17 protein-coding genes are annotated in these 25,412 nt (G+C 65.2%); 15 read left to right on the forward strand and 2 right to left on the reverse strand.

The genetic code is table 11. The features are described from left to right. Window positions 1-2 precede the first annotated feature (2 nt). From VGU00_RS11945 to VGU00_RS11995, 11 genes are all read left to right on the forward strand, one after another. Entirely contained in the window at window positions 3-2,117 is a 2,115-nt protein-coding gene (locus VGU00_RS11945; protein WP_327468745.1) for a bifunctional rhamnulose-1-phosphate aldolase/short-chain dehydrogenase, read from the forward strand. 23 nt (window positions 2,118-2,140) lie between these two features. Beyond that, window positions 2,141-3,436: an L-rhamnose catabolism isomerase gene (rhaI, locus tag VGU00_RS11950; protein ID WP_327468746.1), complete on the forward strand. Its 1,296-nt coding sequence runs from the start codon at window positions 2,141-2,143 to the stop codon at window positions 3,434-3,436. 60 nt (window positions 3,437-3,496) lie between these two features. Further along, window positions 3,497-4,282: a DeoR/GlpR family DNA-binding transcription regulator gene (locus tag VGU00_RS11955; protein ID WP_327468748.1), complete on the forward strand. Its 786-nt coding sequence runs from the start codon at window positions 3,497-3,499 to the stop codon at window positions 4,280-4,282. A 288-nt stretch (window positions 4,283-4,570) separates the two neighbouring features. Then, on the forward strand, window positions 4,571-7,135 hold the full coding sequence (locus VGU00_RS11960; protein WP_327468750.1) for a TonB-dependent receptor domain-containing protein: 2,565 nt from the start codon (window positions 4,571-4,573) through the stop codon (window positions 7,133-7,135). 43 nt (window positions 7,136-7,178) lie between these two features. Continuing rightward, the gene (locus VGU00_RS11965; protein WP_327468752.1) at window positions 7,179-10,406 is read left to right on the forward strand and encodes a family 78 glycoside hydrolase catalytic domain; all 3,228 of its coding nucleotides are present in this window, start codon (window positions 7,179-7,181) and stop codon (window positions 10,404-10,406) included. Then, window positions 10,403-11,866, forward strand: a complete 1,464-nt coding sequence (locus tag VGU00_RS11970; RefSeq protein ID WP_327468754.1) for a carboxylesterase/lipase family protein — start codon at window positions 10,403-10,405, stop codon at window positions 11,864-11,866. The genes VGU00_RS11965 and VGU00_RS11970 overlap by 4 nt, the downstream gene beginning before the upstream one ends. Beyond that, window positions 11,866-12,729, forward strand: coding sequence for an alpha/beta hydrolase (locus VGU00_RS11975; RefSeq protein ID WP_327468756.1), 864 nt, complete (start codon window positions 11,866-11,868; stop codon window positions 12,727-12,729). The genes VGU00_RS11970 and VGU00_RS11975 overlap by 1 nt, the downstream gene beginning before the upstream one ends. After that, a complete protein-coding gene (locus VGU00_RS11980) occupies window positions 12,726-14,324 on the forward strand; it encodes a tannase/feruloyl esterase family alpha/beta hydrolase (RefSeq protein ID WP_327468758.1) in 1,599 nt (532 codons plus the stop codon). Before VGU00_RS11975 ends, VGU00_RS11980 begins: the two co-directional genes overlap by 4 nt. Then, a complete protein-coding gene (locus tag VGU00_RS11985) occupies window positions 14,321-15,997 on the forward strand; it encodes an AMP-binding protein (RefSeq protein WP_327468759.1) in 1,677 nt (558 codons plus the stop codon). The genes VGU00_RS11980 and VGU00_RS11985 overlap by 4 nt, the downstream gene beginning before the upstream one ends. Continuing rightward, a complete protein-coding gene (locus VGU00_RS11990; RefSeq protein WP_327468761.1) occupies window positions 15,994-16,323 on the forward strand; it encodes a hypothetical protein in 330 nt (109 codons plus the stop codon). Before VGU00_RS11985 ends, VGU00_RS11990 begins: the two co-directional genes overlap by 4 nt. After that, window positions 16,323-18,851: a beta-glucosidase gene (locus VGU00_RS11995; RefSeq protein WP_327468763.1), complete on the forward strand. Its 2,529-nt coding sequence runs from the start codon at window positions 16,323-16,325 to the stop codon at window positions 18,849-18,851. Before VGU00_RS11990 ends, VGU00_RS11995 begins: the two co-directional genes overlap by 1 nt. On the opposite strand, the gene VGU00_RS12000 is transcribed toward VGU00_RS11995, so the two are convergent. Together VGU00_RS12000 and VGU00_RS12005 are read right to left on the reverse strand one after the other, a co-directional pair. Beyond that, complete coding sequence (locus VGU00_RS12000; protein WP_327468765.1) at window positions 18,852-19,814, reverse strand: patatin-like phospholipase family protein; 963 nt, start codon at window positions 19,812-19,814, stop codon at window positions 18,852-18,854. Window positions 19,815-19,975: 161 nt separating this feature from the next. Beyond that, window positions 19,976-20,587 carry a hypothetical protein gene (locus VGU00_RS12005; RefSeq protein ID WP_327468767.1) on the reverse strand — a complete coding sequence of 204 codons (612 nt, stop codon included), beginning with the start codon at window positions 20,585-20,587 and terminating at the stop codon, window positions 19,976-19,978. 317 nt (window positions 20,588-20,904) lie between these two features. On the opposite strand from VGU00_RS12005, the gene VGU00_RS12010 reads away from it, so the two are divergent. The 4 genes from VGU00_RS12010 to VGU00_RS12025 all read left to right on the forward strand — a co-directional run bounded on the left by VGU00_RS12010 (window position 20,905) and on the right by VGU00_RS12025 (window position 25,253). Beyond that, window positions 20,905-21,612 (forward strand): response regulator transcription factor, encoded by a 708-nt coding sequence (locus VGU00_RS12010; RefSeq protein WP_327469825.1) that lies wholly within the window; start codon window positions 20,905-20,907, stop codon window positions 21,610-21,612. Beyond that, on the forward strand, window positions 21,612-22,949 hold the full coding sequence (locus VGU00_RS12015) for an ATP-binding protein (RefSeq protein ID WP_327468769.1): 1,338 nt from the start codon (window positions 21,612-21,614) through the stop codon (window positions 22,947-22,949). The genes VGU00_RS12010 and VGU00_RS12015 overlap by 1 nt, the downstream gene beginning before the upstream one ends. 103 nt (window positions 22,950-23,052) lie before the next feature. Next, a complete protein-coding gene (locus VGU00_RS12020) occupies window positions 23,053-23,748 on the forward strand; it encodes a carbonic anhydrase (protein ID WP_327468771.1) in 696 nt (231 codons plus the stop codon). A 5-nt stretch (window positions 23,749-23,753) separates the two neighbouring features. After that, the gene (locus VGU00_RS12025) at window positions 23,754-25,253 is read left to right on the forward strand and encodes a SulP family inorganic anion transporter (protein ID WP_327468773.1); all 1,500 of its coding nucleotides are present in this window, start codon (window positions 23,754-23,756) and stop codon (window positions 25,251-25,253) included. Window positions 25,254-25,412 lie beyond the last annotated feature (159 nt).

Below are 25,412 nucleotides of genomic sequence, written 5' to 3' on the forward strand. Positions count from 1 at the left end.
TCATGCCCGATCTTCTGGACGTCCCGCCGCAATCCAATGCCGCCGCACTGCTGTTCGCCATCCCGGCGAATCGCTGGTCGGAAGACGAGGTGGCGGACAAGTCGCCCGAAGATCTGCTCCTTTATCGTTCGAACCGTCTCGGTTCGGACCTGACGGTCACCAATTTCGGCGGCGGCAATACCTCTGCCAAGCTCGACGGGAGCGATCCGTTGACCGGTGAGACCGTCCCGGTCCTGTGGGTCAAGGGATCGGGCGGCGACATCGGGTCGATGAAACTCGACGGCTTTTCGACGCTCTATCAGGGCAAGTTGCTCGGCCTTGAAAGCCTCTATCGCGGTCTCGCGCACGAGGATGAGATGGTCGCTTATCTGCCGCACTGCACCTTCGCGCTCAATCCGCGCGCGGCGTCGATCGACACGCCGCTCCACGCCTATCTGCCCTTCGCGCATGTCGACCATGTCCATCCCGATGCGATCATCGCGCTCGCCGCGTCGAGCGAGGGCGAGGCGGCGACGCAGGCGATCTGGGGCGGCGCGATCGGCTGGCTTCCCTGGCAGCGGCCGGGCTTCGATTTGGGATTGAAGCTTCGCGATCATGTCGCTGCCAATCCGGGACTGCGCGGGGTGATGCTCGCGGGGCACGGCATCATCTGCTGGGGCGACAGCGCGAGGGCCTGTTACGACAACACGATCGCGCTGATCGCCGATGCCGCAAATTTTCTGAACGCAAAGCTGGCCGACGCGCCGGCGTTCGGGGGCGAGATCGTCGCGGCACGTCCTGTCGCGGAACGCGCCGCCGTCGCAGCGGAGCTGATGCCGAAGCTGCGTGGCCTGATGGGCGGGCGCCGCGTCGGCCATTTTGCCGATGATGCCGAAACGCTCGAATTCACCGGCAGCTGCGATTTCGCGAAGCTCGCGGCAATCGGCACTTCGTGCCCCGATCATTTCCTGCGGACCAAGATCGCGCCGCTGGTGCTCGATCCGGCGCGGATCGCGGACGGCGCCTATCTCGCCGAGCGGATAGAGGCCTATCGCAGCGATTACGCCGCCTATTACCAGCGCTGCGCGCGACCGGGGTCACCCGCGATGCGCGATCCCAATCCCGTCGTCATTCTCGTCCCGGGCATCGGCCGCATGACCTTTGCCGGCGACAAGACGACCGCGCGGCTCGCGGGCGAATTTTATGCGAACGCGATCAATGTGATGCGCGGCGCGGAGGCGATCGGCGCCTATGTGGGGCTCGACGAGCAGGAAGCGTTCGACATCGAATATTGGCTGCTCGAGGAGGCGAAGCTCCAGCGCATGCCGAAGCCTAAACCCCTCGCCGGGCGCATCGCGCTCGTAACCGGCGGCGCGGGTGGTATCGGCGCCGCAACCGCCGAGCGGCTTGCCGCGGACGATGCGTGCGTGCTGCTCGTCGACCGCGACGTCGACGCCTTGGCGAAGGCCGCGAGCGAGCTCGAAGGGCGTTTCGGACGCGACCGGATCCGTTCGGCGGTTTGCGACGTGACCGACGAGGCGCAGGTCGCCGATGCTTTTGCCGCGTGCGCGCGCGAATTCGGCGGGCTCGACATTCTCGTCGCCAATGCGGGCATCGCGTCGTCGGCGCCGATCGAAGACACGACGCTCGACCTGTGGCAGCGCAATTATGACGTGCTCGCGCAGGGCTATTTCCTGACCGCGCGCGCAGCCTTTCCGCTGATGAAGGCGCAAGGCAGCGGCTCGATCGTCTTCATCGGGTCGAAGAATGGCATTGCGGCGGCGACCAACGCATCCGCATACGCCTCGGCGAAGGCCGCGGCGCTGCATCTTGCACGCTGCCTCGCGCTCGAAGGGGCGCCCTTCGGTATCCGCGTCAACACCGTCAATCCCGATGCCGTGATCAAGGGGTCGCGCATCTGGGACGGCGACTGGCGCCGCGAACGCGCGGGCGCGCACGGGATCGATTCGGGCAGCGAGCTCGAGGAACATTATCGCAACCGTTCGATGCTGAAGCGCGACGTGCTGCCCGAGGATGTCGCCGAAGCCGTCTATTTCCTCAGCTCTGATATGTCGGCAAAGTCGACCGGAAACATGATCAACGTCGATGCCGGCAACGCGCAGGCATTCCCGCGGTAAGACGCGCAATTCAGGAGAATATTATGTCCGGCAACCTGCCGCTCGCACAGGAGGATATCGAGCGGCTGAACGCCGGTCTCGCCGCCGCGCTCGACGATGATTATGCCAGCCTTGGCCGCCAGCTCGGTCGGCGGGGGATCGATATCGATGGCGTGAAGGCGAAGGTCGCGGGTTTTTCGGTCGCGGTGCCGAGCTGGGGCGCGGGGCGCGGCGGTACGCGCTTCGCCAAATTCCCGATCGCCGGCGAGCCGACCAACATCCACGAAAAGCTGGAGGACTGCGCGGTCATCCAGCAGCTCGGCCGCGCGACTCCGCGCGTCAGCCCGCATTTCCCGTGGGACAAGGTCAGCGATTATCGCGCGCTGCGCGAAGAGGCTGCGTCGTTCGGGCTCGCTTTCGACGCGGTGAACAGCAACACCTTTCAGGACCAGCCGGGGCAGGTTGAAAGCTATGCCTCCGGCTCGCTCTCTTCGACCCGCGCCGATGTGCGCGAGCAGGCGATTGCGCACAACATCGAATGTATCGAGATCGGGAAGCAACTCGGCGTGACCGACCTCACCGTCTGGGTCGGCGATGGCACCAATTTCCCGGGGCAGCAGGATCTCGGCCGCTCGCTCGATCGCTATCTCGATGCCGCGTCGCAGGTCTATGCGGCGCTGCCCGGCGACTGGCGGATGCTGATCGAGCACAAGATGTTCGAACCCGCCTTCTATTCGACCGTGATTTCCGACTGGGGCAGCTCGATCCTCGTCGCGCAGGAACTGGGCGACAAGGCGAAATGCCTCGTCGATCTCGGTCATCATGCGCCGAACGTGAATATCGAACAGATCGTTGCGCGGCTGCATCGCTTCGGAAAGCTTGGCGGATTCCACTTCAACGACAGCAAATATGGCGACGACGATCTCGACTCGGGATCGATCAATCCGCACCAGCTCTTCCTCGTCTTCAACGAACTGATCGAGGCCGAGCTGAACCCGCGCGGCGATTTCCGCCCTGTTTACATGATCGACCAGTCGCACAATGTGACCGATCCGATCGAAAGCATGCTCTCGTCGGCCGAAGCGATTGCCACTGCATACGCCAAGGCCCTGCTCGTCGACCGCGAGGCCCTCCTCGCGGCGCAGGAGGCCAATGACACGATGATGGCGTTCCAGTCGCTGCGCGCCGCCTACCGGACCGACGTCACGCCGATCCTTGCGATGGCGCGCGCCGAAGCGGGGGGAGCGATCGATACGATCGCGGCCTATCGTGCGAGCGGCTGGCGCGGCCGGAAGGCGCAGGAACGCAAGGCCGCGGGCGCTGCGGCAGGAATCATCTAATCATTCGATTGCAACTCGGCGCAGCTCCCGTCAAATAGACGCAATCAGACAGGGACCCCGATGCACGCAGCCGAACGCGAAAAAATGATCCTCGACAGCCTGGGCGAGAGCGGTTTCGTCTCGTTCCGCGATCTCGAAAGCCGCGTGGCGGCGTCCCCAGCGACAATCCGCCGCGATCTTGACCGGCTGGAAGAAGCCGGGGTGATCACGCGTGTGCGCGGCGGGGCGAAGCGGGTCGGCGGAAGCGGCGGTGCGGCCGCCACCCCCGAGGAAGGCCTGTCGGGCGTCCCGTTTCACGAGAATATCGGACGCAACCGCGCCGCGAAGGAAGCGATCGGGCGTGCGGCGGCTGCGCTCTGCATCCCGGGCGAGGGCGTGATGATCGACGGCGGTTCGACGACGCTGCAGATGTGCCCGCATCTCGACGGGCTCAGCCTTCAGGTTCTGACCAACTCGCTGCACATCGTCAGCGCGCTGCTGCCGCAGCCGACGACGCGCATCCTCATTCCCTCGGGGCAGGTGTTCCGCGAGCAGAATATCGTGCTATCCGCTGCCGGCGACGACGGCATGCCGCGCTTTCATGCGCCGAAGCTGTTCATGGGCGCGGCGTCAATGGGCCCCGCGGGACTGATGCAGGCCGACGTCATCCTCGTTGCCGCCGAGCGCCGCCTGATCGAACGCGCCGACGAGATCATCGTGCTCGTCGACAGCTCCAAATTTTCGGGTCCCTCGGGAAATGTCGTCTGTGCGCTCGACGAGATCGACATCGTCGTCACCGACTCCGGAATCGAGCCGCCCCACGTCGCGATGATGGAAGCCGCAGGCATCCGCGTCATCATCGCCTGAATTTTCCAAAGCCTTTCGGAAGAAAACGGCGGTTCGCCGTGCTGTTCGAGCTTGAATGATTGAAAATGATCGTTGACGTGATTAATAAAGACAAATAATGAGCATTGATGCAGAAACGCTCAGCGAAGCGTAGCATCGGAGGAAAAGATCGCCGTACAGGCGCCTCCGTCAAAAGGGACAACTCGCGAGGGCGAGTGCAGGGAGGATGCGATGAAGGCAATGGCTGCGGGTCTGGATATGGTTGGACGGCGTCGCGCCTGGCGGCGGGGCGTTTCGGCGGCGGCATGTATGGCGGCATTGCTCGGCGCCAATGCGGCCTATGCACAGGAGGCCGATCCCGACGCGCCGACCGATGCAGACATCGTCGTTACCGGCACCTTGCTGCGGGGCGTCGCGCCCGTCGGGACGAATGTCGTTGCGGTCAGCGAGGCCGATGTCGTCGCCTCGGGCGCGGCGTCGGCGAACGACCTGCTTGCCTCGATCCCGCAGGTCGGCAATTTCGGTACGGTGCCGGCGGGGCTCGGCAATTTCGGCAATCCGATCGTGCGCCCCAATATCCGCAATCTCGGTGCCAGCGGCGGTTCGACCACGCTCGTGCTGCTCGACGGGCACCGGATGGTCGGCGCGGGCATCCTGCAGACGAGCTTCGATCCTTCGGTTATTCCGCCCGACGTCATCAAGCGCGTCGACGTCATCCCCGACGGCGGCTCGTCGATCTATGGCTCCGACGCGATCGGCGGCGTGATCAACTTCATCACGCGCGACCGCTACGACGGCATCGGCGTCAATGCGCGCTACGGCTTCGCCAAGGATTATCAGACGGTCGACGCCAGCATCATTGCGGGCAGGGACTGGGGGTCGGGTTCGGTCTTCGTCTCCTATTCCTATGCCTGGCATGACGATCTGATCGGCCTCGACCGCGGTTATGCAACGGCGAACCAGACCGATCGCGGCGGCGGCGATTTCCGGAGCACCGCCTGCGCGCTCGCGAACATCACGGTCGGTACGACGACCTATGCGCTGCCCGGGCGCGCGCCGGGGATCAATCGCTGCGACCAGACCGACTATGCCGCCATCTATCCGCGCGAAGAACGGCACAGCGTCTTTGCCGGACTGACGCAGGACCTCAGCGATTCGGTCGCGTTCAAGCTGTCGGCCTATTGGTCGCAGCGCGATACGCTGCACCGCAGCGCGCAGAGCAGCATGAGCGGGACGATCACCGCCGCCAATCCCTTCTTCCAGCCGATCGGCGCCGAACTGGCGCACAGCGTCGCTTTCGCGTTCGACGATGTCTTCGGGCCGAGCAACGACAGTCCGTCGCGCTTTTCTTCCTATGGCATCACGCCCAGCTTCGATTTCGAACTCGGCGGCGGCTGGCAGCTGCGCACGATGGCCAATTTCGGCCGCAGCGAGAATGAATCGACCGAGCGTTCGTTTAACTCGACCGCCGCGACCATCGCGCTGAACGGGACAACGACCGCTACCGCGCTCAATCCCTATAATCTCTCGGCAACCTCGCCGCTGGTGCTCGCGGCGATCGACGATTTCGTCAACTATGGCGAAGCGACGCAGGAGCTCGCCGAAGGGCGCATCGTGCTCGACGGTCCGCTGACCAGCCTTCCCGGCGGCGATATCCGTCTCGCGGTCGGCGGCGAATATCATTACGAGAATATCCGCTCCTTCACCGGGAGCGGCCCCGAAAATGCCGTCACCGGCTCGAACGCCTATGCCGCGCGCAATGTGAAGTCGCTGTTCGGCGAATTGCTGATCCCGATCTTCGGCGCCGACAATCGCACGCCGGGCTTCTACAGCCTCGAGCTGTCGGGTTCGATCCGCTACGACGATTACAGCGACGTCGGCGGTACGACCAATCCCAAGATCGGCGTCACCTGGCGCCCGTTCGAGGCGCTGACGATCCGCGGCAATTACGGCACGTCGTTCCACGCGCCGAGCCTCGCCGATCTCGGCAATTCGGTCGACGCGCGCGTGCAGGTGCTGCCGTTCAGCCCGTTCCGCGCGCCGACGAGCTCGCCCTTCGACGCGCTGCGCCCGACGATCGCGATCGCCGGCGGCAACGCAAACCTGAAGCCCGAGACCGCCGATACATGGTCGCTCGGTTTCGACCTCAAGCCCGCCGCGCTCGAAGGCTTCGTCGCGAGCGCGACCTATTTCAACGTGAAGTTCAAGGATGCGATCGCCGTGCCGCCGTTCACGTCGCCGCTTTTGTTCACGACGCCGGCCTATGCAGATTTCTTCATTCTTAACCCGACGCTCGCACAGGCGCAGGCGGCTGCCGGTAATCTGCGCGTCGATGGCGTGCCCAACCTCGCGACCTTGTTCGCGATCAGCTCGCCCTATGTGTTGTTCCTCGCGCAGCGCGCGAACCTTGGCGCGGTCAATGTCGACGGCATCGACTTCAACCTCGCCTATAATCGCCCGACCGGGTTCGGTTCGGTGAGCGCGAACTTCGCGGGCAGCTATATCCTCAATCGCGAAACGCAGGTGGTGCAGGGCGGCCCGGTCAACGACGACCTCAAAAACGGCACCGGGCGCTTCCTGTTCACGGCAGGGCTTGGCGCGACTATCGGCGATTTTACCGCGCGCGCGACGCTGAACCACCGCAGCGGCTATCCGGTCATCGGGCTGGCACCGCAGGAGCGCGTCGCGGCCTTCGACACCGTCGATCTCTTCTTCAGTTACGATCTCGGCGACATGCTCGCGAATACCATGCTGACGCTGAACGTCGACAATGTCTTTGACGAGGACCCGCCGTTCCTGAACAGTGCATCGGGATATACCAATGGCAGCACGCTCGGCCGGCTGGTATCTTTCGGTATTCGCACCAAATTCTGACAGGGAGGTTGGGTTGCCGCTGATCGGAAGCTTGCGAGGCCTGTTGCTGGGTGCGCTCGCGGCCGTCGGCCTGGCGACCTCGCCTGCACTGGCTGCCGATCAGGCCCCGGCGGAGCTCAGGACCGAATATGCCGTAGCGCCGCTGGGGCTCGATACGGCGGCGCCGCGGCTTGCCTGGCGTTCGCCGGTGGCGCGGCAGAGCGCATACCGTATCCGCGTCGCGACCTCCGAAGCCGATCTTGAACGCACGCCGCTGTGGGACAGCGGCAAGGTTGCGTCGGCGGATAATGTCCAGATTGCCTATGCGGGGCCGGCGTTCGCATCGCGCCAGCGCTATTGGTGGCAGGTGCAGGTATGGGATGCCGAGGGGAAGGTCTCGGACTGGAGCGCGCCCGCCTGGTGGGAAACCGGCCTGCTCGCTGCATCCGACTGGCAGGCCAAATGGATTTCGGGGCCTGAGCGCCGCGACCATGACTGGGGCGACCTGACGCTCGACGCCGACCTGACGCTGACCGGCAAAGCCATCGACATACTGTTCCGCGCGCTTCCCAACGGCAAAACCTATGGCGACGCCTATGTCTGGACGCTCGCCGACGACAAGAACGGGCCCGAGCTGATCCAGACGATCCGCCGCTATCCCGGCGGCACGAGTTCGGCGATCAAGATGGAGCGGCTGGGGCAGGTCAAGCTTGGAGTTCCACTCAAGGGGCGCCGCATCGCGCTGTCGATCCGAGCCGAAGGCGGCCGGATCGTCACGCGGATCGACGGCGCCGTCGTCGCGACGGTTGACAATGATACGCACAAGCATGGCACAATCGGCTTTGCCGGCAAGGAAGCTGCTGCCGCCACCGTCCACTCGGTCCGCGTATCGGGCACGCAAAGCCCCGCGGTCGCGTTCGACTTCGCGGACGGCGACAATCCCTTCACCGGCGGCAGCGTGGCGAAGGACGGGCTGGCGGTCGCCAGCGGCGTGCCGGGCGTCGATCTGGTGCTGCCGATCGAAGCGCCCGCGCCGCTGGTTCGCCGGGCCTTTCGTCTTGCCAAGCCGGTTGCGAGCGCGCGCCTCTATTACGCCGGGGCAGGCATGCCGCGCCTGTCGATCAACGGCACTATCGTCGGCTCGTCGCTCGGCGCCGGCTACACCGCCTATGACAAGCGCGTGCTCGCTTACACGCAGGATGTCACGTCCTTGCTGCGCCGGGGCGAAAATGTGATCGGCGCCGAACTCGGTCGCGGCTGGTACGGGCTGACCGACCCCAATGAATGGTATTTCCATGCCGCGCCTTGGCACGCCGAACCTGCGCTCAAGGCGCAGCTCGAAGTTACCTACTCCGACGGCACGCGCGAAACCATTGCGACTGACGGAAGCTGGCGCACGGTGTCGGGTCCGACGCTGAATGACTCGGTGCATCGCGGCGAGCGCTTCGACGCGCGGCTGGTGCCGGCGGGCTGGGATCGCGCAGGTTTCCGTGACCGCAAATGGCAGGTCGCACCGGTCGTCGCCGGACCGACGGGACAGCTTGTTGCCGCCAATGCCGAAGCGATCGAACCGGTAGACGATATTGCGCCCGTCGCGGTGAAAGAGGTCGCCCCCGGCGTGCATGTCTATGACTTTGGCCGCATCGTTGCGGGTTGGCCGGTGCTGAAGCTCAGCGGCCCGCGCGGGCGCACCGTGTCGATGATCGCGAGCGAGCGTATCGCCGACGACGGCAAGGTCGTTCCCGCCGCGGGCCTGATCGACGCACAGCTCCAGACCGACCGCTATACGCTCGCGGGCAAGGGCGTGGAGCAATGGGAGCCCCGCTTCGGCTATCGCGGCTTCCGCTATGTGCAGGTCGATGGCTTCCCCGCGACCCCGCCCGAGGGTGCGCTGACCGCGCGCATCGTCCATTCGGCGGTCGCACGCACCGGCAACTTTACGAGCGCCGATCCGCTGCTGAACCAGATCGATCAAGCCGCGATCGCGTCGATCCTCAACAATCTCCACGGTTTCCAGACCGACACGCCGACCTATGAAAAAAATGGCTGGAGCGGCGATGCGCAGGCGTCGGCGGGCGCAGCAGCGCGCAGCCTCGACGTCGCGCGCGTCTGGACCAAATGGCTCGCCGATTTCCGCGATGCCCAGTCGGACAAGGGCGAGGTGCCCGAGATTGCGCCGACGACGCCCTTCTATGGCTATGAAAACACCCCCGGCTGGAACGTCATCTGGGGGCCGACGACGCCGTGGGATGCTGCGGTGATGATCCTGCCGTGGGAGCTTTACGCGACCACGGGCGATACGCGCATCCTCGCCGACAATCAGGAGATGCAGCGCCGGCTCGTTGATTACACCGCGACCTTTATAAAGGCGCCCGATTTCAAACGGTCGGCCGGGCTCTCCGAATGGGCGTCGGCGGGCGGCATGGACTATAGCAACGCGCGCGGCGGCGGGATCGACGCGGTGACGACAGCCTATTTCTTCCATCAGGCCGATCTGCTCGCCAAATCGTCGGCGATCGTTGGCAAGGCTGATGATGCGGCGCGCTATACGAAACTCGCGAGCGACATTCGCGCGGCCTATAATGCGCGCTATTGGGATGCAGCGAATGGCTGGTATCGCACGGTCGATGCCAAGGGCGTCGCCGGCTCCGCCACGCAGGTGCAGAATATTCTGCCGCTCGCATTCGGCATGGTGCCACCGGGCCGCGAACAGGGTGTCGCCGATACGATCGCGCGCGATGTCGACAAGCAGGGGCTGCGCACGGGCGTCTATGGCGCGCGTTACCTGCTCGAAATCCTGAGCGACTATGGCCACGCCAACCTTGCCTATCGCGTCGCGACGCGCACCGACGAGCCGAGCTGGGGTTGGTGGATCGACAACGGTCACTCGACGATGTTCGAGACGTGGAGCCTGAACAGCCGCTCGCGCGACCATCATTATTTCGCGTCGATCGCCGACTGGATGCGCCAGCGGCTCGCGGGCCTTCGCCCTGGTGCGCCGGGATACAAGCTGGTGCTGGTGAAGCCTGCCATCCCTGACGGTCTCGCGAGCGCCGAAGCCGCGATGGACAGCGTCCACGGCCGCGCCTTCTCGGGCTGGAAGGTCGAGGGGGGGAGGCTGACGCTGACCGCCGAGGTGCCGGCGAACACGACGGGCGAAATCTGGGTGCCGAAACACTTTGGCGTCGTTACGGCGCCGCCCGGCGCCAGCCCGGTCCGCGAGGATCAGGGTTATTCGATCTATCGTACCGGCCCCGGCCGTTTCATCTTCATCACCGGAGGCGCGCAATGATCCGCGGCATATTGGTTTCGACGGCGCTGCTGGCTTCGCCGGTCGCGGCGCAGCAGGTGACCATCGACAGCGGCGCCGTGGCCGGGGCGACGACCGATGGCGTGGCGTCGTTCAAGGGTGTTCCCTTCGCTGCGTCCCCGGTCGGCGCCCTGCGCTGGAGCGCACCCGCGCCTGCTGTCCCGTGGACGACGCCACGCGACGCAACTGCTTACGGCCCCGACTGCATGCAAAACCCGCTTCCGGGCGTTCAGCCCGGATCGCGGCCGATGAGCGAGGATTGCCTGACGCTCAACGTCTGGACGCCGAAGCCCGCCAAGGGTGCGAAGCTGCCCGTGATGGTCTGGATCCATGGCGGCGGTTTCGTCGGCGGATCGGGCACACTGCCCGAAACCGACGGTGCCCTGCTTGCCAGGCGCGGTGTCGTAATCGTCAGTTTCAACTACCGCCTCGGCCGCTTCGGCTTCTTTGCGCACCCGGCATTGGGGCAGGGCGGCAACTGGGGGCTGATGGACCAGATCGCCACGCTCAAATGGGTTCAGCGCAACATCGCATCCTTTGGCGGCGATCCTTCGAAGGTCACGATCTTTGGTGAAAGCGCCGGTGGGGAATCGGTGTCGCGCCTGATGGCATCGCCAGCTGCAAAGGGCCTGTTCGCGCGCGCGATCGTCGCCTCGGGCGGCGGCCGCGACGACTGGCCGACGCTGGCCGACGCACAGGCGAAGGGGCAGGTCTTCGCAACTCGTGCAGGCGCCGCCGATGTGGCGGCGCTGCGTGCGCTGCCTGCCGAAACGGTCCTCGGCAGCGTCGCGCTGATGAGCAAGGAAGAGGATCGCTATTCGGGGCCGATGACCGACGGGACGATCGTTCCCGCGGGCGCGGAGACGATCTTTGCCGAGGGCAAGCAGGCGCGCATTCCCTATATCATCGGCAGCAACGACGACGAACTCGGCTTCATCCCCGCGCCGTTCCGCGCGATGGTCAATGGCCCGGTCGAAAAGTCGCTGGGTGCCGCCGCCGTCGCTGTCAAAGCGTCTTATGCGAGCGAAGACGAAGCGAACCGGCGGCTTGGCGGCGACGCGATGTTCGCCGAACCGGCGCTGGCGTTCGGGCGATTGCAGGCGCGCGCCGGGGCGCCGACCTTCCTCTATCGTTTCGGCTATGTCGCCGAGGCGCAGCGCAAACCCGACGTCGGCGCGGTGCACGCGTCGGATGTTGCGTTCCAGTTCGGCAATCTGTCCGCCGATGCAACGGCATCCGACCGCGCGGCGGCGAAACAGCTCGGCGACTATTGGACCAATTTCGCGAAGACCGGCGACCCGAACGGCAGCGGACTGCCCGCATGGGGCCGGCTCGATCCCGGCGCGCCTAAACTGCTGTCGATGGGTATCGAGGCAACCGCCATGGCACCGGCAACCACGCCTGCGCTCACCGCCATCGCCGCCGCACGGAACGGAAAATAATGAAAGTCACGACCATGCGCCTCTCTGCCGTCATCGCCGGCGCGCTCGCCATCGTTGCGATCCCAGCCTGTGCGTGGGAGGTGATCCGTCTGTCGTCGGACCCGGTGCCAGCGACCTCGAAGGAAGTGCGCGAGAGCGGGGCGTTCGGGACGATCGTTCGCAACGTGTCCGACGCGACGCTGACCCCTTATGTTGCCGACAAGCCCAATGGCACTGCGGTGATCGTCGCGCCCGGTGGCGGCTTTCACATGCTGTCGATCGACAATGAGGGTGAGGCGGTCGCGAAATGGCTGAACAGCCAGGGCGTCACCGCCTTTGTGCTCAAATATCGGCTGCTCGAAACCGGCGCGGATTTTCCGCTCCAGATGATGCGTTATCTTGCCAATCTCCCTTCGTTGCGCACGGCGGTCGAGCCGCTGCGTCCGCTCGCGACCGCTGACGGCGAGAATGCCGTGAAATGGGTGCGCAAGAATGCGGCCCGCTATGGCATCAAATCGAACCGCGTCGGGCTGATGGGCTTTTCGGCGGGCGGTGCGGTGACGGTATGGACGCTAGCGGCGAACAAGCCCGCGAGCCGACCCGATTTCGCGATCGCTATCTATCCTGGCCTGCTCCCCGATACGATCGCGGTGCCGAGGAAGGCGCCGCCGCTGTTCGTCGCGGCGGCGAAGGACGACAAGCTCGCCTATGACGACAGCGTCCGTCTCGCTGCGGCGTGGAAGGCGGCGGGCGCAAGTAGCACGATCGTAACTTACGAGAGCGGAGGCCATGGTTTCGGCATGAAGAAAAGCGGCAAACCGAGCGACGCATGGACCGACGCGTTGGCGACATGGATGCGCGGTCGGGGACTGGTCGGCAAATGAGGACCGCATCGCTCCTCCTGCTCGCCGGCGGATCGCTGCTCGCGGGCTGTACCGCGAACGAGCCGGCACCCGCGCCGACGCCCGCCGTGCAAAAAATCGGCAGCTGCGAGGCGCTGACCGGCTTGGCGCTGAAGGACGGCAAGATCGACGCCGCGACCTCGCTCGCGGGCGGTGCGATGGTCAATCTGGAGGCGGGCAAACCCGGCCTGCCGGCACCCGCCGCCTTCTGCCGGGTACAGGCGACGCTGTCGCCGGTGCCGGGATCGTCGATCAAGGTCGAGGTGTGGTTGCCCGAGCGCGCGGGATGGAACGGCAAGCTGCTCGGCGCGGGCAATGGCGGCTTCGGCGCGAACATGCTGCTCCCGTCGCTGCTGATGCGCGGAGCGGTGCAAAAGGGCTATGCTGCGGTCGGCACCGACATGGGGCATTTCAGTGAAGCCGACGTCGACGCAAGCTGGGCGCTCAACGCGCCCGAAAAGGTGCGCGACTATGGTTGGCGCGCGAACCATGTCGGCGCCGAGACCGCCAAACAGGTGATCGCCGCCTTCTACGAAAACCCGCTCGCGGCGAGCTATTTTCACGGCTGCTCGGACGGCGGCCGGCAGGCTCTGACGCTCGCGCAGCGGTATCCTGCCGATTATGACGCAATCATCGCGGGCGCCCCGGCGATGCCGTGGACGCGCATGGCGAGCGCCTTTGCGAACAATGCCGTTGCCGCGAACAAACCCGGCGGCGACCTCTCGATGGCGAAGCTGAAGCTGCTTCAGGCGGCATCGCTGGGGGCGTGCGATGCACTCGACGGCGTCAAGGACGGCGTGATCGACGACCCGCGCGCGTGTGATTTCGACCCCGCAAAGCTTGCATGCAAGGGCGGCGAGGGCGCCGATTGCCTGACGCCCGGCGAAGTTGCGACCGCAAAGCTGTTCTACGAAGGTCCGAAGAGTGCCGACGGCAAGAGCTTCTACCCCGGTTTCGCACCCGGCGCCGAGGCCGAGGCGGGCACCTGGTCGCAATGGCTGACCGGCAAGACGTCGCAGCATGTGAAGTTCGGTACCGCCTTCTTCCGCTATTTCGTCCACGCCAATCCCGACTGGCAGCTGTCGGACTTCGACCTCGATCGCGACTATGCGCTGGCGAAGGCGCGTGTCGGCGGCGACCTCGATGCCGACAGCACCGACCTTCGCGCTTTCTACGAGCGCGGCGGCAAGCTGATCCTCTATCATGGCTGGAACGATGCCGGGATTCCGGCGCAGAATACGGTCGATTATTATGGGCGTCTGGTCGCGGCCAACCCGAAAGCTGCCGCGACTTCGGTTCGCCTGTTCATGGTCCCCGGCATGTCGCACTGCCTTGCAGGTCCCGGGCCGAACAACTTCGATCCGCTGACGGCGCTCGACGGCTGGCGGCAGGGCGGCCCCGCGCCTGAACGGATCATCGCGACCAAATATGACAACGATCTGTTCGCCTATATCGGCCTTCCGGCAAAGGCCGGGCGGACGCGGCCGCTCTGTGCATTCCCCAAGGTGGCAAAATGGGACGGCAAGGGATCGACCGACGATGCCGCGAGCTTCGCATGCGAGGCTCCGGTAAAATGACAAGCCATGTCACGGGTGCGAGCGAACCGCCGCTGATCGAACATACGATCGGTGAAGCGCTCGCGCGTGCTGCCGATCTTTGGGGCACCAGCGATGCGCTGGTCGCGGTCGGGCAGGGCATCCGCTGGAGCTTCGCCGAGCTTCTCGAACGGTCGGATGCCCTTGCCGCCGGCCTGCTTGCGCTCGGGCTGAACCCCGGCGACCGGATCGGGATCTGGGCGCCGAATTGCGCCGAATGGACGCTGACCCAGTTCGCTGCCGCACGCGCGGGGCTGATCCTCGTCACGATCAACCCTGCCTATCGCCTGTCCGAGGTCGAATATACGATCAACAAGGTCGGGCTGTCGGCACTCGTTGCCGCGACCAGCTTCAAGACGAGCGACTATCCGGCGATGATCGAGGAACTCGCGCCCGAAGTCGCCGCAAGCACCCCCGGCCAGCTTCGCGCCGAACGCCTGCCGACCCTGCGCTCGCTGATCCTTGTCGGTGCGGAGATGCGCCCGGGTTGGCTGCGCTTCGATGACGTCGCCGATCGCGGGACGAATGCCGAGCGTCAGCGCCTTGCCGCCATCGGTCCGACGCTCGATCCGAACGACGCGATCAACATACAGTTCACCAGCGGCACCACCGGCCTGCCGAAGGGCGCGACGCTCAGCCACCGCAATATCCTCAACAACGGCTATTTCGTCGGCCGGACGCAGGGGCTGGGCGAGGGCGACCGCATCTGCATCCCCGTGCCGCTCTATCATTGCTTCGGCATGGTGATGGGCAATCTGGCCAGCATCACCCACGGCGCGGCGATGGTCTATCCGTCGGAGGGCTTCGATCCCGAAGCGGTGCTGCGCGCGGTCGAGGCCGAACGCTGCACGTCGCTTTACGGGGTACCGACGATGTTCATCGCGGTGCTCGCGCATCCGCGCTTCGACGACTTCGACGTTTCTTCGCTCCGCACCGGCTGCATGGCCGGCGCGATCTGTCCCGAACCGTTGATGCGGCAGGTCGTCGAGCGGCTGAACATGCGCGACGTGACGATCGCCTATGGCATGACCGAGACCAGCCCGGTGAGCTTCCAGACCGCGCCTGATGATCCGTTCGAGCGCCGTGTCGGCTCGATCGGCCGTGTGCAGCCGCATCTCGAATGCAAGATCGTCGACGCCGATGGCAATATCGTTCCCTCGGGCGAACCCGGCGAGCTTTGCACGCGCGGCTATTCGGTGATGATCGGCTATTGGGACGAACCGCAGCGGACGATGGAATCGATCGACGACGACGGCTGGATGCACTCGGGCGACCTCGCGACGATCGACGCCGAAGGCTATGGCAATATCGTCGGGCGCCTGAAGGACATGGTGATCCGCGGGGGCGAGAATATCTATCCGCGCGAGGTCGAGGATTATCTGTATCGCCATCCCGCGGTCGAGGATGTCGCGGTGGTCGGCATCCCCGATGAGCGCATGGGCGAAGAGCTGTGCGCTTGGGTGCGTCTGAAGCCCGGCGCGGAGGCTAGCGCCGAGGATATGCGCGAGTTCTGCCGCGGCCGGATCGCCCACTATAAAGTCCCGCGATACGTGCGTATCGTCGGCGAATTCCCCACCACGGTGACGGGGAAGGTCCAGAAATATCTGATCAGAGAAGCGATGGTCGCCGATCTTCAAAAGGAAGAAGTAATATGAAAACTGCCATATTTGTTGCGGCGTTGATGGCCGCCGCTCCCGCTTTCGCCCAAGGCACCGACGCAGCGCCTGCGGCTCCCGCGCCCGCAACCGATGCCGCGCCGGCAAGCGATGCGAAGTTCAACCTCGACACCCCGCTGCAGGACATCGTCGCCGACGAAAAGGGCAAGGCGGTGATCGAAAAGCATTTCCCCGGCATGATCGCGCTGCCCGAATATGAGATGTTCAAGGCGATCAGCCTGACGCAGCTCCAGCCCTATTCGAACGGCAAGATCACCGACGAGATGCTTGCCGCGACGGCCAAGGATCTGGCGGAGATCAAGTGATGAAGAGCCGGACAGCCTATCTGGCGGCAACATTGCTGTCCTCCACGGTGGCGCTGTCCGGCGCACAGGCGCAGGATATGATCTACAAGGACAAATCAGCGCCGGTCGATGCGCGGGTGGACGATCTGATGGGGCGGCTGACGCTCGACGAGAAGATCCTGCTGCTCGCAGGTGAAAGCTCGATGACGCTGAACCCGATCGAGCGGCTGGGAATCCCCTCGATCCGCATGACCGACGGGCCGACCGGCGTGCGTTCGCCCGATGGCAAGCCCGCGACGGTGTTTCCCGTCGGCGTCGCAATGGCGGCGACGTGGAATCCCGATCTCGCGGCGAAGGTCGGTGCGGCGATCGGCAAGGAGACGCTCGCGCACGGCGCCGACGTGCTGCTCGCGCCGACGGTCAATATCGTGCGCACCCCGCGCTGGGGCCGCAATTTCGAAACCTATTCCGAAGACCCCTATCTCGCGGGCCAGATCGGGCTCGGCTATGTGAAGGGCGCGCAGGGCGCCGGCATCGGTGTCTCGCTCAAGCATTTCGCCGCGAATAATCAGGAAACCAACCGCTTCATCGTCGACTCGGTCGTCGATCCGCGGACGCTGCGCGAAATCTACCTCCCGGCGTTCGAGACGGTGATCAAACAGGGTGATCCCTGGTCGGTGATGGCGTCGTACAACAAGATCAACGGCAGCCATGCAGCCGAGAACCGATGGCTGCTCACCGACCTTCTCAAGACCGAGTGGAGTTATAAGGGCTTTGTCGTGTCCGACTGGGGCGCGGTCCATTCGACCGCGACGACGGTCAACGCCGGCATGGACCTCGAGATGCCGGGGCCGCCGAACCATTTCGGGCCGAAGCTGAAAAAGGCCGTCGAAGAGGGCAAGGTCACAGCGGCGCAAATCGACGACAATGCCCGCCGCATGGTGCGGCTGATCGTGCGCAGCGGTGCGATCGAACGCGGCGTGGCACGGCCGGTCGCCGAAACCACGCCGCGCAATGCCGCTCTGGCGCAAAGCGCAGCCGAGGAAGCGATCGTCCTGCTCAAGAACAGCGGCGTGCTGCCGCTTCCGTCGTCGATCAAGTCGCTCGCGGTCATCGGTCCCAACGCCGATGTCGTACGCATTCAGGGCGGCGGAAGCTCGGCGGTCGTGCCCTTCGAGACGAGCACGCCGCTCGCGGCGCTCAAGGCGGCGCTGCCGGGGGTGAAGATCGATTACGCCCGCGGCGTCGACAATGAAGAGACGCCGCCGGGCGCAAACCCCAAATTGTTCAGCCCCGGCGCCGATCGCAATGTCACAGGTCTGGCAGCGACCTACTACGCCACTGCCGACATGAGCGGCGAGCCGGTGAAACGCGAAACCGCGACCAGCTTCCTCAAGCGGATCAGCGGCAATATCGCGGGGCCGCAAGTAACCGGCTATGCGGCATTCCGCTGGGAAGGGCTGTTCTGGCCCGAGAAGGGCGGCACCTATGAATTCAGCACGCGTGGCACGGGCAACGCGACAATTGTCCTCGACGGCAAGACCGTGCTGTCCAAGGAAAGCGCGTCGAAGCCCGATGTCCGCGACGTGCTGGGTTTCCCGATCCCGCGCCGGACGGTGTCGGTCGAGCTCGAAGCCGGCCGCAGCTATCCGATCCGCCTCGACTATGTGAACGGCCAGACGCCTTATGAATATCTGAGCTTTGGCATCCGCGAACCGCTGCCCTCGTTCGATGAGGCGGTTGCGGCGGCGCGGGGGGCCGACGCGGTAGTGCTGTTCGTCGGTTCGTCGTCGACGACCGAGGGCGAAGGATATGATCGCACCTCGCTCGACCTGCCGGGCGACCAGAACCGGCTCGTCGAGGCGGTCGTCGCCGCGAACCCCCGGACCGCGGTCGTCATGAACGCCGGGGCCGCTATGACCATGCCGTGGGCGGACAAGGCGCCGGCGATCCTCGACATGTGGCTGCCGGGCGAAGGCGGCGCCGCGGCGCTGGCGAACGTGCTGACCGGCAAGGTCAACCCGTCGGGCAAGCTGCCCGTCACCTTCCCGGTGCGCACCGGGGATGACACGGTCAACCTCAAGGGTGCGAAGACGCCCTATTCCGAAGGATTGCTCGTCGGTTATCGCGGTTATGTCGCAAAGGGCGTGAAGCCGCTCTTCGCCTTCGGCCACGGGCTAAGCTATACCAGCTTCGCCTATTCGGGGCTGTCGGTACCGGCGCGGGTCAAGGGGGGGGAGGCGCTCCCGGTCAAAATCACGCTGCGCAATGACGGCAAGCGCGCCGGCAAGGAGGTGGCACAGCTTTACGTCGCCCCGGTGACGCCGGCGACCGGCGACGCGCCGGTTGCCCTCCGCGGTTTTGCCAAGGCCGATCTGGCGCCGGGGGCGCGCCGAACGCTGACCGTGACGCTCGATCCCCGGTCCTTCTCGAAATTCGATGCCGAACGCGGCGAATGGGTGGTGGTGCCGGGCCGGTACCGGATCATGGCAGGGTCGTCGTCGGATGATATCCGCCAGCAGCGCGAGATCGAGGTGACCGCCGACTGATCAGCTGAGCAGCGGTTCGAGCGCATCCCATTCGCGCTCGACCGCGCGCCGCCCGGCATCGATCGCGGTGCGGATCTTCGCTGGATCGAAGTCGAGCGTTTCCGAATATTCCTCCTCGGGTTCGATGATCCGGATCGGCGCAAAACGATAGCGCGAGATCTGGACGTCCAGCGGGCGCAGGATGCGCGCCGCTTGCGCGCCCCCGATTCCCTCGTTCTGGAGAGCACGCAGCTGCGCCTCGCGCGCGGCGATCAGGTCGTTGATCAGCGCGGCGCCGGCCAGGTCGTTCGCCGACACTTCGGATTGCAATATATCGACCGCGCGCAGTCCGATCTTGATCAGATTCTTGTAGGTGCGCACGGGTCCCGGTTGCGGAGCGGGCGAGGCGCGCACCGCGATCACGCCGCGCGGGTTCATTTCGAGCGCGGCGCTCAGCGGGGTCACGTCGCGCACGCCGCCATCGACCCATTGCTCGGTCGTGCCGGCGCTATCGCGCGTCTTGAGTGGGTCGAAGAACAGCGGCATGGCGCAGCTCGCGTAGACCCAATTATGGATACCCGGCACGCTTTCGTCGATGCTGCGATAGGTGCCGGTGCCGAGGTTGACGACACCCAGCAGCAATTTGCGCCCGCTCGCCGCGAGCTTCGTTTCGTCGGCGAAGTCCTTGAGCAATTTTTTGAGTGGCGCCGCGTCGTAGATTGCATCCTCGCCGAGGATGCCGCCGACGACGCCGAGCGGGCGTTCCTTGTAGATCGAGTTGTTGCCCCGGATGCCGAGCCAGGCGTCGAGCAGCCCGGGAACATCGTCCTGCGCCACGCCGAGCGCCTGGATTGCGCCGGTCGAAACGCCGGCGACAATGTCGATCCGCACGCCCCGGTTGACGACCAGTTCATGGACGACGCCGACCTGGAAGGCGCCCTTTGCGCCGCCGCCGCTCAGCACGATTGCCAGACCGCCCGCCATGCGCCTTCTCCTTCGCCTGGCGGCAATCTACAGGAAATTCGAGCCATTCCCAAGACGTGTGCGGCGGAACAATGGATCGGGCGTTTACCGCGTTTTTGCCGATTGGGCTGGCTGACCGGCATCGCCGACCAGGTTTGCAGCATGATTGGCAAACGAGCGCCTCAATCGCTCGCCCGCGACGCCATGCTCGCATGATAGTCGCCGACGGCCAGCAACAGCCCTTCGATCTCGGCGGGGACGATCCGGATCCGGAGGTCGTCTTCGCCATCGGGTCGGCCCTTGAATTTGAGATCCCAGCTTTCGCCGCGCGCCGCGACGGTCTTGAGCAGCGCCTCGTCGACCGAGAAGACAAGCTTCATCGTCAGCGAGCAGTCGCCCGTGAAATCGCTGTTCGGGCACATGGTGTCGTCGCCGCGCAGTGCGCGGTCCAGCGCGCGTACGACGAGTTTTCCATCGCGGTCCTCGAAATGGACCGTCTCGTAGAAGCGTTGCGAGCCGCGATACCGTAGCGATTGATGCACTTCGAACCGGATGTCGCCCGTGCGTTTGTCGATATGCGCCTCGACATGGCCGTCGGCCCATGTCGAACCATTCACGCGCCGTTCCTTGCGAAACCCGTCGCGTGTCGAGATGATCGCCGAAAACTCCAGGTCATCGTCGTCAAGCGTGGCTGCGGAACGAAAGCGTTCGGCATCCATCTTGGCAAGTTGCCGCGGGACCGACGGAGCGGTGGCGGCGGCGGGTACTGCCAGCAGCGTCGCCGTGAGGCCCAAGGCAAGACATGAAAGGCGCACCAGCCATACTCCCAAAAATGTGCAGGGGCCCGCTGCGGGGACGACAGCCAAGGCTCCGGGCGATTGGCGGGCATCTAGCGCCGACACCGTGCGGCCGATTGTCGCAAGTGTAATGAAATGTTGCTGGGCCGCCCGGCATCGCCGGGCGGATGTATCGTTTTGTTTCTGTGTCGATAAAGCGTTATCCTTCTGCGATGAAGCGTTTGATGGGCATTGACCTTAACTCATGGCTACCTACGTCGGCGCGGATGTTTTCCTCTCCCTCGCTCGCCCAGTCCCATTTCCCCCAACCCGCCATGACCGCTCCCTCCGTTCTCCTCGTGGAAGACGATCCGCCGCTCCGCACGCTCACCGCCCGGGCGCTTCAGGAAAATGGCTATATCGTCCGGCCTGCCGCGACAGCTGCCGAAATGTGGGCGACCTTTGAGGCTGGCCCGATCGACCTGATCCTGCTCGACATCATGTTGCCGGGCACCAGCGGTATCGACCTGTGCAAGATGATCCGGCAGCGCAGCAGTGTGCCGATCATCTTCATCAGCGCACGCGCCAGCGAAACCGACCGTGTCGTGGGGCTCGAACTGGGCGCGGACGACTATCTGGCGAAGCCCTTCGGAACGCGTGAGCTTGTCGCGCGCGTCCGCGCCGTGCTGCGTCGCGGCGTGGTTGAGGAGCGGCGCGAAACCCCGTCGCACCGGGCTGAATTCGACGGGCTGACGGTCGATTTCGCGCGTCGCCAACTCTTCTCGCGCGATGGTGCGATGATTCCTCTGACCGGCGCCGAGTTCGATTTGCTCGCCAGCTTTTTGAGCCATCCGCTGCGCGTGATCGCGCGCGAACGCCTGATCGAATTGTCGCGAACGAGGATCGGCGATTCCTCCGACCGCAGCATCGACGTTCTCGTCAGCAGGCTGCGCCGCAAGCTGGCGGACGATGATCGACCGGCGCCGTTCGTCACGGTGCGGGGCGTCGGCTATATGCTGAACGCCAGCGTCAACCGGATTTGATGATCGCACGTCCGTCGCTTGGACTGATCGGTCGCATCGTCGGGATCATCCTGCTGACGGTGACGATGGAATTCGCGGTCAGCACGCTCCTCTATGAGCGCGCCGGCGAGTTTTCGATCAAGGAGGACGAGGCGCGGCGGCTGGCCGAACATCTCGTGATCGTCGAGCGGCTGATCGATGAACGGCCGCAGGAGGAAAGGCCGGCGATCGCCAGCTATCTTTCCACCGATCGTTATACGGTGCACTGGCAGCGACTGGCGCCCGAACGCCGCGTGCTCGCTGCCGACATGCGTAACATGCGCGACCAGGTCGTCGAATGGGAGCCGTCGCTCGCGAGTTCGGGGCTGCAATTGCAGCTGGCCTCGCCGGTCCGCGGCGACAGCGTTGCGGGACAGATCATCCTGTCGGACGGTTCGTGGGTTCATTTCAAGATGCACGGCCTCGTCACCGGCTGGGCTCTTCAGTTCAACCGTATCATGCTCGCGTTGATCCCCGCGCTGGCCTTTGCCGTGCTCGGCGGTTTGCTCGTTCGCCAGACCTTGCGGCCGCTCAAGACGCTGAGCAGCGCGATCGAACGGATCGGGCAGGGGGAAAGCATGGTCGTGCGCGAAGAGGGGACGAACGAGGTTCGTCACCTGATCCGTGCGTTCAACCAGATGCAGGGTCAGATCAGCCGGATGATCGCCGATCGCACGCAGGCGCTCGCTGCCGTCGGCCATGATTTGCGCACCCCGCTCGCCCGGCTCCAGCTTCGTATCGACGGGTCGAACGACGCGGATCTGCGTGTTTCATCCGAACGCGACATCGCGGAGATGGAGGAGATGATCGCCTCAGTCCTCGCCTATCTTGGCGGCGACGAGGATTCCGAAGCGTCGATGCGCGTCGACCTTGCCGTTCTGGTCGCGACCTTGGTCGACGACATGACCGATCATGGTCACCGGATCTGCTATGAAGGACCCGATCATCTCGTGGCGATGCTGCGTCCCAACGCATTCAAACGCGCGGTCGGCAACCTGATCGAGAACGCCATCCATTATGGTGAAGACGTCGCAGTCAGCCTGACCTGCGATCCGGAGAGGATAATCCTGCGCGTCGAGGACAACGGCCCCGGCATTCCAGCCGAATCCATTGCCGATGTGCTGCAACCCTTCGTCCGGCTCGACGCCGCCCGCAGCCGCAATACCAAAGGGCTGGGCCTCGGCCTCGCGATCGTGTCGCGGATGGTCGAGCGCGAGGCGGGGATGCTCACCCTGACCAATCGCGCCGAAGGTGGCCTGCGCGCCGAAATCGCCTTGCCCCGGGGCAATTTTGCCAAGCCTGTGTCACGCCAGCAATAATTCCTTACATTCATGCTGCGTCGCAGCAATCGACGCCGATTATCTGCCTCCTTCCAACGGCCGGGACCTCGTCCTGTCCGCCCCCCAGCGAAGGAGTATCGGAATGAACGAGCTGATCGGACGCGTCTTCCATTTTGAAAAGCAGGTTTTCCCCAGCAATCTGGACCTGTACGCCAAACTCGCGACCGACGGGCAAAGCCCCAAGGCGCTGATGATTTCCTGCGCGGATTCGCGCGTGGTGCCCGAACATATCATGCAGGCGCAGCCGGGTGATCTGTTCGTCTGCCGCAATGCGGGCAACATCGTACCGCCCTTCGCGACCGCAAACGGGGGTGTGTCGTCGACCGTGGAATATGCCGTGCTCGCGCTCGGCGTGCGCGACATCATCGTCTGCGGCCATTCGGATTGCGGCGCGATGAAGGCGCTGGTGCATCCCGAAAGCCTCGACACCATGCCCAATGTCGCGGCCTGGTTGCGCCACTCGCACGCCGCCCAGCGCGTCGCGGCGGAAGGCTATCCCGAAGCCGAAGACCATCAACGCGTGCGGATCGTCGCGATGGAAAATATCGTCGCCCAGATCGCGCACCTGCGCACGCATCCGTCGGTGGCCTTGGGCATCGCGCGCGGCGAAATCTCACTGCATGGCTGGTTTGTCGACATCCACGCCGGCGCTGTCCTTGGCCTCGACGGCGAAACGGGCCGCTTCACGCCGATGCGCGACGATCGTCCGCTGCCGGTGGCGCTCGCTGCCGGGCCGCGCCGCGCCGCCGACACGCTGCCGCTGGTCGCCGCAGAGTGACATCCATGACTGTCTCGCAACTCCCCTCCAACTGGCTGGCGCGCGACCTCACCGCGTCGGTCGTCGTGTTTCTGGTCGCGATGCCGCTGTGTATGGGGATCGCGATCGCGTCCGGCGTGCCGCCCGAGAAGGGCCTCATCACCGGCATCATCGGCGGGATTGTCGTCGGCCTGCTAGCGGGTTCGCCGCTGCAGGTCAGCGGCCCCGCGGCGGGCCTCGCGGTCATTGTCTTCGAAATCGTCCAGCGCCATGGTCTCGCGGCGCTCGGGCCGATCCTCGTCGTCGCCGGCCTGATCCAGTTCCTGGCGGGCGTGATGAAACTGGGCGGCTGGTTCCGCGCCATTTCGCCTGCGGTCGTCCACGGGATGCTTGCGGGTATCGGCGTGCTGATTGTCGTCGGCCAGTTCCATGTCCTGTTCGATGCCCGGCCGCTTGCCAGCGGGCTGGAAAATCTGGTCGCGATTCCGGGCCGCGTTCTCGGTCTCGACGGTCCGGCCATCCCCGCCCTGTTCATCGGCCTCGTCGCAATCGGCTGCACGCTGCTTTGGGACAAGCTGCGTCCCGCCGCGCTGCGTTTGTTGCCCGGCGCCTTGATCGGCGTCGTTCTCGCCACGCTGATCGCGTCATTCGCGGGGCTGAACGTGGCGCGCGTCGATGTGCCTGAATCGATCACCGCGGCGATCGCGCCGCCGACGATGGCGGGGCTCAGCGCGATGCTGACCCCGACGCTGATGGTCACGGCGATCGCGATCGCATTCATCGCCAGCGCCGAGACCCTGCTCTCGGCGGCGGCGGTCGATCGGATGCACGACGGCGTCCGCACCGACTATAACAAGGAACTGCGGGCGCAGGGCGTCGGCAATTTCCTGTGCGGTGCGGCCGGCGCGCTGCCGATGACCGGCGTCATCGTCCGCAGTTCGGCCAACGTCCAAGCGGGTGCGGTCACGCGGATGTCGGCGGTGCTGCATGGCATCTGGATTTTGGCGCTGGTTGCGGCACTGCCGTGGCTGCTGCGCCAGATTCCGATGGCGGCGCTCGGCGGGATTCTTGTGGTCACCGGCTGGAAGCTGGTCAGCCTGCGTCATGTACGCCATCTGCTGAAATCGCACGGCCCGCTGCCGGCGGTGATCTGGGCGGCGACGCTTGTCATGGTGGTCGCAACCGACCTTCTGACCGGTGTTCTCGTCGGCCTCGCGCTGTCGCTGGTGGAGATCATCCCCAATATGCGGCGGCTCAAGCTGGACGTCGACCAGACGGAAGACGACCATGGGCATGAACTGCGGCTCGCGGGCGTGGCGAGTTTCGTCTCGCTGCCGAAATTGTCATCGGCGCTGGACGCGCTGCCCGCCGACCGGCGCGTCAGCATGAATCTGTCGGGTCTCCGCTCGATCGACCATAGCTGCGCCGAACTGCTCGCCGAATGGTGGCAACGCCGCCGGTCGCGCGGTGGCGAAGTCGAGGTGCATGGCGCACAGGGCCGTCTCGCCACTTTGCTGGCGCATTGACGGGAGGCCGCACCTGTGTGCGGCCTCCATTTTTTTGGGGCCGGTTCGGGTGGGGGGACCCGAACCGGCCCTTGCCTTTTGCTGCGGCAAGATCGATCCTCCGTGAAGGAACAAGGCGCGGCGGCCCGACGACGCGCCATCATGGAGAGACTGATTGTC

This window comes from Sphingopyxis sp. (genome assembly GCF_035944815.1).
Lineage (GTDB): Bacteria > Pseudomonadota > Alphaproteobacteria > Sphingomonadales > Sphingomonadaceae > Sphingopyxis.